This is a genomic window from Enterobacter oligotrophicus, from assembly GCF_009176645.1.
GTDB lineage: Bacteria > Pseudomonadota > Gammaproteobacteria > Enterobacterales > Enterobacteriaceae > Enterobacter > Enterobacter oligotrophicus.
Genome location: NZ_AP019007.1, coordinates 4,070,928 through 4,085,259, shown reverse-complemented (window position 1 = coordinate 4,085,259; position 14,332 = coordinate 4,070,928). Strand labels below are relative to the sequence as shown.

Here is a 14,332-nt window from a genome sequence, read left to right as displayed (position 1 = left end):
AGTGAACTGAACAGGCCGACGCTGTTTCCGGCGCTGATCTTTCTAAGCTGCCTGCACGGCAGTGAACCAGCCCTCCTTCCAGCGCAGTACCTTCGCGCCTTTCTAAGCTGCCTGCACGGCAGTGAACGAAACGCACCGGACCTTCACTGCGAAGGATGTTTTCTAAGCTGCCTGCACGGCAGTGAACGCGTCATGTTTTTGCTGGCCTTCTGCGCCAGATTTCTAAGCTGCCTGCACGGCAGTGAACACCAGGGTGACCCTGTGGATCTCGATGTATTCTTTCTAAGCTGCCTGCACGGCAGTGAACAGCTTCAGCGTATGCTTGAACGCGATGCTCGCTTTCTAAGCTGCCTGCACGGCAGTGAACTTTGATGATCTGTTGGTTTATCCTGATCTCTCTTTCTAAGCTGCCTGCACGGCAGTGAACTGAAAGGAAACCTCGCCATCTTATTGTTGTATAAGAAAATAATCAATACATGCGCATTAAACCCTTTTTTTCAAAGCGCAAATCCTCATCATATAAATCAATGAGTTATAAAACCGCCAGAAAAAAGGGTTTAACCTGCATGCATCGAAACAACTCCCCCGACGCGACAAAATAATCAGGGAATAATATGGATAACGGTTTCTGCACTGCGAGGCGCAACCACATCTGCCGCCATTGAGTGAGTAATGTCGTGCAATAATCCCGTCAGGTACGGCAGCATCTCGCGGTCAAAATGCGATACCAGCAGCACGTGATTTAATGCGCGGCAGTAATCGCACTTGGTTTCAGTACCTTCCAGCAACCACTCTTTTTGCCGCGGTGGCTCCTCTTCTTCCTCAAATTCTACTATCTGAAAATCACTCATCGATTCCACAAGGCCGGTTTTGACTTCCTCCAGATAAGCACCAAGACAACGACAAACGGGTTGAGTTTGCGGGAGCGAGTTGCAGTCCAGCAGGATTTCAGTGAGCAATTTGCAACGCTCAGTAAGTGTTGGGAGATCGAGGTTTAGAGTAAGTTCGCTGTAGAGTTGGGCGAAATTATTTTTTGTATTCATTGGGTAATTCCTTCACACACTTTGAATTTACCACCGCAGGAAACGCCAGATTCGCTGGCGGCGGACGAAAAGGAATTGGCGTACCAGTGTGTGTGCTACTGGCGCTTCAAAGGAAGCTCCCGATTCGCCCGCCAGATGCAGATTATACCCTTTTCCTTAGGGCGAACGAAGCCTGCAGCAATACTGCTGCTCACACACTTTCAGGACGCCAATCCCGGCACCTGATTTTGCAGGTGCGTCGCCATTTTATTGCTGTGGATTTATCCAGCAACAGACATCAAAAGAAACTGGAAAGCGCCTCGCAAAATTTCGCTGCGACCTGATGCCCTCACCCCAGCCCTCTCCCACAGGGAGAGGGAGAAAAGCGGGCATAAAAAAACCGGGCAAATGCCCGGTTTTTTCGTTTAACGTTCAACTCAGTGAGCCGCTTCCGGCTTATGCTTCGCCGCACTCTGGAAATCGTACGTCAGCTCGTTCTTCGCCTGGTCCAGCGCCACGGTCACCTGGCCGCCATCCACCAACGAGCCAAACAGCAGCTCGTTCGCCAGCGGTTTCTTCAGATTGTCCTGAATCACACGCGCCATCGGACGGGCACCCATCGCACGGTCGTAGCCTTTCTCTGCCAGCCAGTTGCGGGCCTCCTGGCTCACTTCCAGCGATACGCCTTTCTGATCCAGCTGAACCTGCAACTCGACGATGAACTTATCCACCACCTGATGAATCACCTCGGTAGACAGGTGATCGAACCAGATAATGTTGTCCAGACGGTTACGGAACTCCGGCGTGAAGATCTTCTTGATCTCTTCCATCGCATCGGTGCTGTTATCCTGGTGGATCAGGCCGATGGATTTACGCTCGGTTTCACGCACACCGGCGTTGGTGGTCATCACCAGCACCACGTTGCGGAAGTCCGCCTTACGCCCGTTGTTGTCGGTCAGCGTCCCGTTGTCCATCACCTGCAGCAGGATGTTGAACACGTCCGGGTGCGCTTTCTCGATTTCATCGAGCAGCAGTACCGCGTGCGGATGCTTGATCACCGCGTCGGTGAGCAGGCCGCCCTGGTCAAAGCCCACGTATCCCGGAGGCGCACCAATCAAACGGCTGACGGTGTGACGCTCCATATACTCGGACATATCAAAGCGCAGCAGTTCAATGCCCAGCGCTTTGGAGAGCTGCACCGTCACCTCGGTTTTCCCGACACCGGTTGGCCCGGCGAACAGGAAGGAACCAACCGGCTTGTGATCATGACCCAGCCCGGCGCGCGCCATCTTGATCGCTTCGGTTAAGGCCTCAATGGCTTTATCCTGGCCAAAGACCAGCATTTTCAGGCGATTGCCGAGGGTGCGCAGCGTGTCGCGGTCGCTCTGAGAAACACTTTTCTCAGGGATACGCGCGATACGGGCCACCACGGACTCAATGTCTGCCACGTTAACGGTTTTCTTGCGCTTGCTGGCTGGCATCAGGCGCGCACGCGCCCCCGCCTCATCAATCACGTCAATCGCCTTATCCGGCAGATGACGGTCGTTGATGTATTTCACCGCCAGTTCCACCGCCGCACGCACCGCTTTCGCGGTATAACGCACATCGTGGTGCGCTTCGTACTTCGGTTTCAGGCCGTTGATGATCTGCACCGTCTCCTCGACGGACGGCTCAGTCACGTCGATTTTCTGGAAGCGACGCGCCAGCGCACGGTCTTTCTCGAAAATGTTGCTGAACTCCTGGTAAGTTGTGGAGCCAATCACGCGGATCTTGCCGCTGGAAAGCAGCGGTTTGATCAGGTTAGCGGCATCCACCTGGCCACCGGAGGCCGCACCTGCACCGATGATGGTGTGGATTTCATCGATAAACAGAATGCTGTTAGTGTCCTGCTCAAGCTGCTTTAACAGCGCCTTGAAGCGTTTTTCAAAATCACCGCGGTATTTGGTGCCCGCCAGCAGCGAGCCAATATCCAGCGAGTAGATGGTGCAATCGGCAATCACTTCCGGCACGTCGCCCTGCACTATGCGCCAGGCAAGACCTTCGGCAATCGCGGTTTTACCGACGCCAGATTCCCCCACCAGCAGCGGGTTATTCTTGCGGCGACGGCACAGCACCTGAATCGCACGCTCCAGCTCTTTATCGCGACCAATCAGCGGGTCGATACCGCCAACGCGAGCAAGCTGATTAAGGTTGGTGGTGAAGTTTTCCATACGATCCTCCCCGCCTGCTTGCTCTTCATTGTTATTAATCTGATTGCTGGAATCCGATGCCTGGTTAGGCTCGTCTTTGCGCGTCCCGTGTGAGATGAAGTTGACCACATCCAGTCGGCTGACTTCGTGTTTGCGCAGCAGATAAGCCGCCTGTGACTCCTGCTCGCTGAAGATGGCGACTAAGACGTTTGCGCCAGTCACTTCGCTACGCCCGGAAGACTGGACGTGGAAAACCGCGCGCTGCAGCACGCGCTGGAAGCTAAGCGTCGGCTGCGTGTCGCGCTCTTCTTCACTGGCTGGCAGCACCGGTGTGGTTTGTTCGATGAAGGCTTCGAGTTCCTGACGTAGCGCCACCAGATCCACGGAGCAGGCTTCCAGCGCTTCGCGGGCAGATGGGTTGCTAAGCAGTGCGAGCAGCAAGTGCTCGACGGTCATAAACTCATGTCGGTGCTCACGCGCTCTGGCGAAAGCCATATTTAAACTGAGTTCCAGTTCTTGATTGAGCATAGGCACCTCCCCCAATTTTATGCCTTATCAGGCCTTTTCCAGCGTACACAGCAACGGATGCTCGTTCTCCCTCGCATAATCGTTCACCATCGCCACTTTGGTTTCCGCGACTTCGGCAGTAAAGATGCCGCAGATCGCTTTGCCACGATAATGAACGGTAAGCATCAGTTGCGTTGCACGTTCTACATCATAAGAAAAGAACTTTTGTAGCACGTCAATAACAAATTCCATCGGCGTGTAATCATCGTTCATTAACATAACTTTATACATAGATGGCGGTTTTAGCGCGTCACGCACTTTATCTTCCGCCAGCTGGTCAAAATCCAGCCAGTCGTTCGTCTTACCCATTATGCATAACCACTTTGAATCTACCTCAGATGTTAGATAACAATCATCTATTACTGTCATCCGCGATGTCTGTCACAAACTGTTGCAATAGCGTTAACTGCCTCAAATTTTGGTTGATTATTGTCCCAACTCCAGCGCCAAACGCTTGACGGCTTCTTTCGTTTATCTAAATTGTACAAGCGTGAGTTGGCGAGGTTTTGAACAGCCCCCACTCCACCACCGGTTCATTCCATCTTAATTTATAAGATTTACGAAGGATGTCGAAGCATGGAAATGGGTACTGTTAAGTGGTTCAACAACGCCAAAGGGTTTGGCTTCATCTGCCCCGAAGGCGGCGGCGAGGATATCTTCGCTCACTATTCCACCATTCAGATGGATGGTTACAGGACGCTCAAAGCCGGGCAGTCCGTCCGGTTCGATGTACACCAGGGGCCAAAAGGCAATCACGCCAGTCTAATCGTGCCCGTTGAAGCAGAAACGGTTGCATAGCCCTCTGTTTTATTGTGTACATCCCGCAGGCAAAATGCCAGCCCGATCGGCTGGCATTTTTATTTTCGGGTTATTCCCGCGCCAGCGCATCCACCGGATCGAGCCGCGCCGCATTGCGTGCTGGCAGCCAGCCAAACAGGATACCGGTAAAGGTCGAGCATAAAAACGCCGTGAGAATTGCCACCGGTGAGAAACCGATCTCCCAGCCGGGTAAAAAGAGCTGGAGCGCAAAGGCAATCATCATCGACAGCGCAATCCCCATCGCACCACCGACCAGACACACCAGCACCGCTTCGATCAAAAACTGCTGCAGCACATCGCTGGCTCTGGCCCCGACCGCCATGCGGATACCGATCTCCCGCGTGCGTTCCGTGACCGACACCAGCATGATATTCATCACCCCGATACCGCCGACCACCAGCGAAATCACCGCCACCAGCGTCAGGAACAACTGAAGAGTACGTGTGGTCTTTTCCGCCGTTTTCAAGAGGCCGTCCATGTTCCAGGTGAAGAAATCCTTCTTCCCGTGGCGCAGGGTTAACAACCGCTCAAGCTGCTGTTCGGCCAGGGTGCTGTCGTAGCCCTCCTTCACGCGAACGGTGATGGAGTTAAGCCATGACTGGCCCATAATCCGCCCGGAGATGGTGGTATACGGCAGCCAGACGCGCAGGATCTTGCTGCTGCCAAACATCGACTGTTTCTCTTCCGCCACGCCGATGACCGTGGCAGGCATGTTCCCCACGAGGATCACCTCACCCACAACGTTCGTTTTATTTGGGAAGAGCTGCCTGCGCGAGTTGGCGTCTAACACGACTACCTGCGCCCTGCCCGCCAGCTGTTCGGCATTGAAGGTCGCGCCTTCGCTGAAGGTCATGCCGTAGACGTTGAAGTAATCACCGCTGACGCCGTTGGCGCTGGCCGCCACGTCGATATTGCCGTAGCGCAGGCGCAGGTTCTGCGAGACCGCAGGCGTAGCCGAATTGACCCATGGCTGTTTCTGAATCGCCGCCAGATCGTCATATTTCAGCGCCTGCTGATACTGTGGTTCATCGTCGCCAAAGTCTTTGCCAGGGTAGACGTCAATGGTGTTCGTCCCGATGGCGCGAATATCCGCCAGCACCAGCTGTTTGGCCGCGTCGCCCACCACCACAATCGACACCACCGACGCGATACCAATAATAATGCCGAGCATGGTCAGCAGCGTGCGCATTTTATTCGCTGCCATCGCCAGCCATGCCATGGTCAGCGCTTCGCGAAAGCCGCTGGAAAACTGCCCCCAGCCGGTTGAAGCAGGCAATGCTTCTTTCGGCGCAGCCGCCCTGGACTGACGCGGCGGTGGGTTGCTCACCAGCTCGCCGTCGTGGATCTCAATAATCCGCTCCGCCTGCGCAGCCACCTGCGGATCGTGGGTAACGATAATTACCGTATGCCCCTGGTCACGCAGTTGATGGAGGATCGCCATTACCTCTTCACCGGAACGGCTGTCGAGCGCACCGGTCGGCTCATCCGCGAGGATCACCTGACCACCGTTCATCAGCGCGCGGGCAATACTGACACGCTGCTGCTGGCCTCCCGAAAGCTGCGACGGCTGATACTCCACACGCTCCGCCAGCCCCAGACGCGTTAACAATGCTTTCGCACGCTCAAGGCGTTTTTTACGCTCCACACCCGCGTAAACGGCCGGCACTTCTACGTTCTGCGCCGCGCTCAGATGAGAGAGCAGATGATAGCGCTGGAAGATAAAGCCGAAGTGCTCACGGCGCAGTTTCGCCAGCGCATCGCCGTCCAGCGTAGAGATATCCGTCCCGGCCACGCGATATGTGCCGCTGGTGGGTTTATCGAGACAGCCGAGAATGTTCATCAGCGTGGATTTACCGGAACCGGACGCACCGACAATCGCCACCATTTCGCCCGCTTCAACGCGCAGGGAGATCCCCTTAAGCACTTCCACCGGGCCGTCGCCGGAAGGATAGCTGCGACGAATGTCATTCAGCTCAAGCAGCGCGGTCATTTAGCGGCTCCGGGAAGGCTTTCGCTGGTGACAACCTCTTCCCCCTCTTCAAGCCCTTTCACCACCACCACGTCCGTGTCGTTACGTGCGCCAATCACCACTTCACGCTCGCGCGTTTCGCCGTTGCGCAGCACCTTCACTTTATAGCGGCTGTCCCCTGCGGACTCACCCAGCGCTGAGAGTGGGATGGTCAGCACATTTTTCACCCCGGTCAACTGGATGTGCACCTGGGCGGTCATATCCAGGCGCAGCACGCCCTGCGGGTTAGGCACCTCGAAGCGCGCATAATAAAAGATGGCGTCGTTGACCTTTTCCGGCGTCGGCAGAATATCTTTCAGTACACCTTCATAGCGGGTTTGCGGGTCGCCCAGCACGGTAAACCAGGCGTTCTGCCCCGGCTTAAGATGAATCACATCTGCCTCAGAGACCTGCGCTTTCACCAGCATGGTGCTCATGTCTGCCAGCGTCAGAATGTTCGGAGCCTGTTGCGCAGCAATCACCGTTTGCCCCTGTAACGTGGTGATTTGGGTGACTTCCCCGGCCATTGGCGCGACGATGCGCGTATAGTCGAGGTTGGTTTTCGCCGTATCGAGCGACGCCTGGTTACGTTTGATTTGCGCATCAATGGTGCCGATCTGCGCCTGTTTTACCGCCAGCTCTGTTGCTGCGGTATCCAGATCCTGCTTCGAGATGGCCTGCGTTTTAGCCAGCGCCTGCTGGCGCGTCAGGGTGACCTGCGCGAGGTTGCGCTCCGCCTGAGCCTGAGCGCGTTGCGCGCGTAACTCCATCAGCGTCGCTTCCACTTCGCGGATCTGGTTCTCCGCCTGCTCAGGATCGATAACGCCCAGCAACTGGCCTTTTTTCACCTTATCGCCAATCTCAACCGACAGCGTTTTCAACTGGCCGCTCACCTGCGCCCCTACGTCAACCTTGCGCAGGGCATCAAGTTTGCCTGTCGCCAGGACATTCTGTTGCAGTTCGCCTGGGCGAACGATCAGCGTCTGATACTGCGGCACAGGCGCGTTCAGCACCTGCCATAACCAGAAACCGCCCACTAACACCAGCACCGCCAGCAGCAGAAATAGCGTTCTGCGTTTTCCCTTAAGATTCATAAATATTCCAAATAATTGTCCTGGCTATCATCACCGTTGATTCTATCTAAACCACTCCTCAACGAAACCCCTGTTTTCTGGAATCGTCGGAATTTGTTTACGAGATGTTGATAAAGCGCCTGCTGAAATAACGATCTTCCACAAGGAGCAGGATCTAACATGTCTTCCATCGTCGATACACCTTATTCAAACCTGTCACAACCTAAAACCGGCTGGCAACTTTTCAGGAGCCTGGCATCTGGGACGATTACGCCAGGACTGGCGTGGCAAAACCCCGCCTATCGACGCAAATTCATGCTACGTTCACTGGCAACCCCGTTCAGCACCGCGCGTCTGCTGGCAAGCCTGGCAAAACAGCCCTGTCTGATGCAAATGTTACAGGTGCAACCTGGGCTGCCGTGCCGTCTGCACCGTCCCTGGCTGACCGTGAATATGAGCCGGCAGAACGCGCTGGAATCGCTTAACTGCCACTACCAGATGATGAGCCGTCAGCTTCCGGCGACGCTACTGAAAGGTTATCTCTCGAAAAAAGGGATGACGCTGGTCACCTTAACCGGCAAAGACGAACAACCATTCACCCTCCGCCTCTGTGCTGATGCGTTTCTTGATAAAGAGGGTGAAGCGACCCTCGCCTTTTGTGACCACCAAAATACGGTACTGGCGGAGATGACCTTTACGCTGTGTCAGTTTGAAGGGAAATCCACGCTGTTTATCGGCGGATTACAGGGCGCGAAATCGCATGTGCCGCATGAGCTGATCCAGGGGGCGACCAAAGCCTGTCACGGCCTGTTCCCGAAACGTCTGCTGGTTGAAGCCGCGATGACCCTGGGGACAGCTTTCCCGGTCGAACAGATTGTCGCCGTGAGCAACGCCACGCATATCTATCGTAGCTGGCGTTATCGCAAGAAAAAAGAGGGAAAACTGCTGGCAGACTACGACAGTTTCTGGCTTTCCATTGGCGGCCAGCAGCAGGATCACGGCAACTTTGTGCTACCGCTGACAATGCCACGCAAACCGATTGAAGAGATTGCCAGTAAAAAACGTTCCGAGTATCGCCGTCGCTACGCGCTGCTGGATAGCCTGATTAGCCAGGTAAACCAGGCCACTCACCGCTAATCCGCTCTCCCGCGTGCGAGCCAAAGTACGCGGGAGAACATTTTGCGCAGCAGCGTAGGCACCGATTCAACACCCCTCCGCCCTGCTTCCGTTGCCACTTCAATGGCCAGATCCGGTTTTGACGATCGGTGAATTGCTTTGGCGATCACCCGACGCATATTCATCGGCACATCCACCGGTACCATCGCAATGCGGTGGAATACGTCATCGAAACCCTGACGATACATAAAGTGTTCCATATCCATCGCGGGCAGCGTAGTTAAATGATCGCGCTCTTCTTCCCGGTCATTGTTGAGCAGGCTGCGGACGGTAGCGGCATATTTTTTCCCTGCTTCGTCACCATCCACCAGTACATGCCACTCAATGCCCATCCGGCGGGCGAATTTGATTAACGGTTTTAATCCCGACTGCGCGAACTCAATGACCTTAATGCCTTCTGCATCGAAGTGATGACCGCACTGGCGCGCCAGCTCGTTGATAACCCAGGTTTCGGTTTCCCCCTCGACCAGAAGCCAGCAACGCGCAAACAGCGACGACGCGCGGTTAAAGCGGATATGAAACGCAATGCGGCGACCGTCCTCCGCGTTCAGGCCGCCCGGCCCCAGCCGGTAAGCCGATACGCGTGAGGATTCACGCACCAGTCGGCAGACATACTCCACCGGCGTGAGGGATAACAGCTCGCCGGAATTGGTGGTGGTAATACGTTGCAGCGGCAGCAGGTTTAATAGCTGCCACGCAACGGAGAGCATGATCGGGTGCAGGCGCGTTTCAGGATCTTCCACCAGCAGCAGCGGCCGCGCGTCCCTGTCCAGCCGAACGGTGCCTTTGGCCTGCAAAAGCGTGGAGAACAATCCCAACAGGATCACTCTGTGAGTGCGCCCGCCTGGCCGGTCGATCATGCGGTTAATGATATCGAGGTAACGCCAGCTTCGCTGTTCATCGTGCGAGCGGCGGCGCATCAGACGGTTACGTGACTGCGATGTTCCCTGCTCGGAAAAGTAGTGCTCAAGCAGTTGCACCATGGCAGATAACCCCTGGCGGATCTGCCCGTCGGTCAGGTTTTGCGGACGAGAGACCAGCTCACGCGCCAGAAAATCCAGCTCGCGAGCGGTCACTTCCACTTCAGGCATATTCGGTACAGTGCCGTTACGGATGCGCCGCATAAAACGTGCATCACGCAAGCGTAATACCGGCGTCAGGCGAATCAGGTGGCGGGCCATCTCATCAATATTTTCCAGCGAGAGGGGATGACCTTTGCCATCGAGGAACTCACGCAGCGTTAATACGCTCTCATTCTCGGCCAGCTCACCTTCCAGACGGTAGAAAATACGATGGAAGTCATCATCGCACGGCACCCAGCACGACGACAGCGGGCGGAAACGACGCACGCGATGACGCCCCGGCTCAGATTCCCGAAAGGTCAGAATGATATGTAAATGCTTCTCGCGCCCCGTGACATCACCCGGTGGGAACCAGAAGTCATCATGAACGAAGTGGTACAAATTATCTTCGGGTGAAAGCAACAGGGTCAGGGCATCCAGCAGACTGGACTTTCCCCAGGCGTTTTCCCCAATCAGGACGTTGTTCTGTTCCAGTTGCAGCGACAGACGGTTAATACCGCGAAACCCGACTATTTCCACTCGTTCGAGAAGCATAAATCCCCCGCGAAATGATCACTTTTTCCTTCAAGTTATCAGCAGTATAGCGGCAGGATGTTGGACACGATAGCAGAAGATACGCCCGTTTAAGAATTGGACTATGATCTATTTACCTCCCGCTCGAACAAGGAATAACATCACATTGCCTTAAATCAAATTAATTGAATTTATTTAAGTGGCGAAGGGGTGTTGTAGGTTTCTAAAATAATGGCTCTTTGAGTCGTCATCCCTTTATGGCGATATAACCCGCACGCGGGATAGTGTGCGGAAATTTATTATTGAGGTGGTTATGTTCAGAAAGTTAGCGGCAGAATGTTTCGGTACATTCTGGCTGGTATTTGGTGGTTGCGGTAGCGCAGTTCTCGCAGCCGCTTTTCCAGAATTAGGCATTGGTTTTGTCGGTGTCGCCCTGGCTTTTGGCTTGACGGTGTTAACGATGGCATTTGCCGTAGGTCATATTTCCGGCGGACATTTTAACCCGGCAGTGACATTAGGTTTATGGGCAGGCGGCCGGTTCCCGGCGAAAGACATTCCTGGCTATATTATCGCTCAGGTGGTTGGCGGCATTATTGCCGCCGCGGTGCTGTACATGATTGCCAGCGGTAAAGCAGGCTTTGATGCGGCAGCCAGCGGTTTCGCCTCTAACGGCTTCGGTGAACATTCGCCGGGCGGCTATTCCATGCTGTCTGCCATTGTGATTGAAATTGTGCTGACAGCAGGCTTCCTGTTAGTCATCCACGGTGCAACGGATAAACACGCACCTGCGGGCTTCGCGCCAATCGCTATTGGTCTGGCGCTGACGCTTATCCACCTGATCTCCATTCCGGTTACCAACACCTCCGTTAACCCGGCGCGCAGTACCGCGGTCGCGATTTTCCAGGGGGGTTGGGCGCTTGAGCAACTGTGGCTGTTCTGGGTGATGCCAGTCATCGGCGGTATACTGGGCGGTGTGCTGTATCGCACCCTGCTGGAAAAACGCGATTAATAAAAGTGCGGCCTGTAATGTCGGGTGGCGCTAACGCTTACCCGACCTACGCGATGGTGCACGTTATAGGCCGGGTAAGGCGTAGCCGCCACCCGGCTTTTTTTGTAGCTTTACCTCACAGCCTTAATTGGGTAGTGTCACTGGCGCTTAACAGATACTCAAAAGGACCAGCTGTTCATGTTTTCAGGACTCCTCATTATTTTGCTGCCCTTGATTGTGGGCTACCTTATTCCGCTGCGTCGTGAATCCGCATTAAGGCTCATCAATCGTTTTCTCAGCTGGATTGTCTACGTTATTCTTTTCTTTATGGGGATTAGCCTCGCTTTCCTGGATAACCTGGCCGCTAATTTGCTCTCGATCCTGCATTATTCAGCCGTCACGGTTGTGGTGATATTACTGTGCAATATTGCTGCGCTTTTCTGGCTGGAACGCTCAATTCCGTGGAAAAATCACCACCACCAGGAAAAATTACCTTCGCGTATTGCGATGGCGCTGGAATCATTAAAACTGTGCGGCGTTGTGGTGCTCGGTTTTCTGCTGGGACTTACCGGATGGGCATTTTTACAGCACGCCACGGAAGCCAGCGAATATACCCTGATCTTCCTGCTATTCCTGATTGGTATTCAGCTGCGAAATAATGGCATGACGTTAAAACAGATCGTCCTCAACCGCCGGGGAATGATAGTGGCCGTTGTCGTGGTCGCCAGCTCCCTGGTCGCGGGTGTCATTAACGCCTTTATTCTTGACCTGCCGCTGAAAACCGGGCTGGCAATGGCCTCCGGCTTCGGCTGGTATTCTCTGTCTGGCATCCTTCTGACGGAATCGTTCGGGCCGGTGATTGGCAGCGCCGCCTTCTTTAATGACCTGGCGCGCGAGCTGATTGCCATCATGTTGATCCCAGGCCTGGTTCGCCGCAGCCGCTCCACCGCACTGGGCCTGTGTGGTGCCACATCGATGGACTTTACCCTGCCGGTGTTACAACGTTCCGGCGGTCTGGAGATGGTGCCTGCCTCCATCGTACACGGCTTTATTTTGAGCCTGCTGGTTCCGGTTCTGATGGCGTTTTTCTCCGCCTGATACTTCTTTGGCGGTAGCGAACCTGCCGCCAAAATTGCGCTAAATCAATATCCCTCTACTTTGTAGCAGAAAGCACTTTTCACCGTTCTGGCACAAGCATAATCTTAAACATGTATATTAAATATAACTTTAACAGGTGTGATTATGTTTTGTGTGCAATGTGAACAAACCATCCGTACTCCGGCAGGCAATGGCTGCTCTTACGCGCAGGGTATGTGCGGCAAAACCGCAGAAACATCAGACCTGCAGGATCTGCTGATTGCTTCCCTGCAAGGGCTCTCCGCGTGGGCGTTCAAAGCCCGTGAATACGGCATTATCGACCACTACGTCGACAGCTTCGCCCCTCGCGCATTTTTCTCCACGCTGACGAATGTCAACTTCGACTCCCCGCGCATTGTCGGTTACGCCCGCGAAGCGATTGCCCTGCGTGAAGCACTGAAAGCGCAGTGTCTGAATGCCGATGCCAGCGCTCGTGTGGATAATCCAATGGCAGAACTCCAGCTGGTGAGCGATGACCTGGGTGAACTGCAGCGTCAGGCGGCAGAATTCACGCCAAACAAAGATAAAGCTGCGATTGGCGAGAACATTCTCGGCCTGCGTCTGCTGTGCCTGTACGGTCTGAAAGGTGCGGCCGCCTATATGGAACACGCGCACGTACTCGGTCAGTACGACAACGATATTTATACTCAGTACCACAAAATCATGGCGTGGCTGGGAACCTGGCCTGCCGATATGAATGCGCTGCTTGAGTGCTCGATGGAAATCGGCCAGATGAACTTCAAAGTGATGAGCATTCTGGATGCCGGTGAAACCAGCACCTACGGCCACCCGACGCCAACGCAAGTTAACGTCAAAGCGACCGAAGGCAAGTGCATCCTGATCTCCGGTCACGATCTGAAAGATCTCTATAACCTGCTGAAGCAAACCGAAGGCACCGGCGTTAACGTCTATACCCACGGTGAGATGCTGCCTGCACACGGTTACCCTGAACTACGTAAATTCAAACATCTGGTCGGTAACTACGGCAGCGGCTGGCAGAACCAGCAGGTTGAGTTCGCCCGTTTCCCTGGCCCAATCGTGATGACCTCCAACTGCATTATCGACCCAACCGTGGGCGCGTATGACGACCGCATCTGGACCCGCAGCATCGTCGGCTGGCCGGGCGTGAGCCACCTCGAAGGTGACGATTTCGGCCCGGTTATCGCCCAGGCACAGCAGATGGCAGGCTTCCCTTACAGCGAAATCGAACATCTCATCACCGTCGGCTTTGGCCGTGAAACCCTGCTCGGTGCGGCGGATTCTCTGATTGACCTCGTCAGCCGTGAAAAACTGCGCCACATCTTCCTGATTGGCGGCTGTGACGGCGCGCGCGGTGAACGTAACTACTTCACCGATTTCGCCACCCGCGTGCCGGAAGATTGCCTGATCCTGACCCTGGCGTGCGGTAAATACCGTTTCAACAAACTGGACTTCGGCAACATCGAAGGTCTGCCACGCCTGGTGGATGCGGGCCAGTGTAACGATGCTTACTCTGCCATCATTCTGGCGGTCACCCTGGCGGAGAAACTGGGCTGCGGCGTGAACGATTTGCCGTTATCACTGGTGCTTTCCTGGTTCGAACAGAAAGCGATTGTCATCCTGCTGACCCTTCTCTCTCTGGGTGTCACCAACATCGTGACCGGACCGACCGCGCCAGGCTTCCTGACGCCGGACCTGCTGGCCGTACTGAACGAGAAATTCGGTCTGCGTTCCGTGACCAATGTTGAAGATGATATGCAGCAACTGCTGAGCGCGTAA

General features: G+C 54.8%; 11 protein-coding genes and 1 CRISPR repeat array (1 of these 12 running past the window's edge). Of the genes, 5 read left to right on the top strand and 6 right to left on the bottom strand.

Annotated elements, in window-relative coordinates:
- A CRISPR array of direct repeats spans positions 1-427; the repeat unit is 28 nt; unit sequence TTTCTAAGCTGCCTGCACGGCAGTGAAC (it extends 321 nt beyond the left edge of the window).
- A 175-nt stretch (positions 428-602) separates the two neighbouring features.
- The 3 genes from EoCCA6_RS19555 to clpS all read right to left on the bottom strand — a co-directional run bounded on the left by EoCCA6_RS19555 (position 603) and on the right by clpS (position 4,087).
- Complete coding sequence (locus tag EoCCA6_RS19555; protein WP_152084063.1) at positions 603-1,043, bottom strand: hypothetical protein; 441 nt, start codon at positions 1,041-1,043, stop codon at positions 603-605.
- Positions 1,044-1,459: 416 nt separating this feature from the next.
- On the bottom strand, positions 1,460-3,739 hold the full coding sequence (gene clpA / locus EoCCA6_RS19550) for an ATP-dependent Clp protease ATP-binding subunit ClpA (RefSeq protein ID WP_152084062.1): 2,280 nt from the start codon (positions 3,737-3,739) through the stop codon (positions 1,460-1,462).
- A 27-nt stretch (positions 3,740-3,766) separates the two neighbouring features.
- Entirely contained in the window at positions 3,767-4,087 is a 321-nt protein-coding gene (gene clpS / locus EoCCA6_RS19545) for an ATP-dependent Clp protease adapter ClpS (protein WP_006174393.1), read from the bottom strand.
- A 267-nt stretch (positions 4,088-4,354) separates the two neighbouring features.
- Between clpS and cspD the strand changes: the two genes are divergently transcribed.
- Positions 4,355-4,576 (top strand): cold shock-like protein CspD, encoded by a 222-nt coding sequence (gene cspD / locus EoCCA6_RS19540; protein WP_006809408.1) that lies wholly within the window; start codon positions 4,355-4,357, stop codon positions 4,574-4,576.
- Between the two features lie 70 nt (positions 4,577-4,646).
- Here the strand turns inward: cspD and macB are convergent, their stop codons facing one another.
- Both macB and macA read right to left on the bottom strand, forming a co-directional pair.
- The gene (macB, locus tag EoCCA6_RS19535) at positions 4,647-6,587 is read right to left on the bottom strand and encodes a macrolide ABC transporter ATP-binding protein/permease MacB (protein WP_152084061.1); all 1,941 of its coding nucleotides are present in this window, start codon (positions 6,585-6,587) and stop codon (positions 4,647-4,649) included.
- Complete coding sequence (gene macA, locus EoCCA6_RS19530) at positions 6,584-7,699, bottom strand: macrolide transporter subunit MacA (protein ID WP_152084060.1); 1,116 nt, start codon at positions 7,697-7,699, stop codon at positions 6,584-6,586. Before macA ends, macB begins: the two co-directional genes overlap by 4 nt.
- A 159-nt stretch (positions 7,700-7,858) precedes the next feature.
- Here macA and EoCCA6_RS19525 point away from each other — a divergent pair, with 159 nt between their 5' ends.
- Positions 7,859-8,815, top strand: coding sequence for a VirK/YbjX family protein (locus tag EoCCA6_RS19525; RefSeq protein ID WP_152084059.1), 957 nt, complete (start codon positions 7,859-7,861; stop codon positions 8,813-8,815).
- Here the strand turns inward: EoCCA6_RS19525 and EoCCA6_RS19520 are convergent.
- Positions 8,812-10,470 carry an ATP-dependent endonuclease gene (locus EoCCA6_RS19520; protein WP_152084058.1) on the bottom strand — a complete coding sequence of 553 codons (1,659 nt, stop codon included), beginning with the start codon at positions 10,468-10,470 and terminating at the stop codon, positions 8,812-8,814. The two genes, EoCCA6_RS19525 and EoCCA6_RS19520, sit on opposite strands and share 4 nt — an antisense overlap.
- A gap of 292 nt (positions 10,471-10,762) precedes the next feature.
- On the opposite strand from EoCCA6_RS19520, the gene aqpZ reads away from it, so the two are divergent.
- The 3 genes from aqpZ to hcp all read left to right on the top strand — a co-directional run bounded on the left by aqpZ (position 10,763) and on the right by hcp (position 14,332).
- Positions 10,763-11,458 carry an aquaporin Z gene (gene aqpZ / locus EoCCA6_RS19515; RefSeq protein WP_152084057.1) on the top strand — a complete coding sequence of 232 codons (696 nt, stop codon included), beginning with the start codon at positions 10,763-10,765 and terminating at the stop codon, positions 11,456-11,458.
- A 177-nt stretch (positions 11,459-11,635) separates the two neighbouring features.
- A complete protein-coding gene (locus EoCCA6_RS19510) occupies positions 11,636-12,535 on the top strand; it encodes a LysO family transporter (protein ID WP_152084056.1) in 900 nt (299 codons plus the stop codon).
- A gap of 144 nt (positions 12,536-12,679) precedes the next feature.
- Positions 12,680-14,332, top strand: a complete 1,653-nt coding sequence (gene hcp / locus EoCCA6_RS19505; RefSeq protein ID WP_152084055.1) for a hydroxylamine reductase — start codon at positions 12,680-12,682, stop codon at positions 14,330-14,332.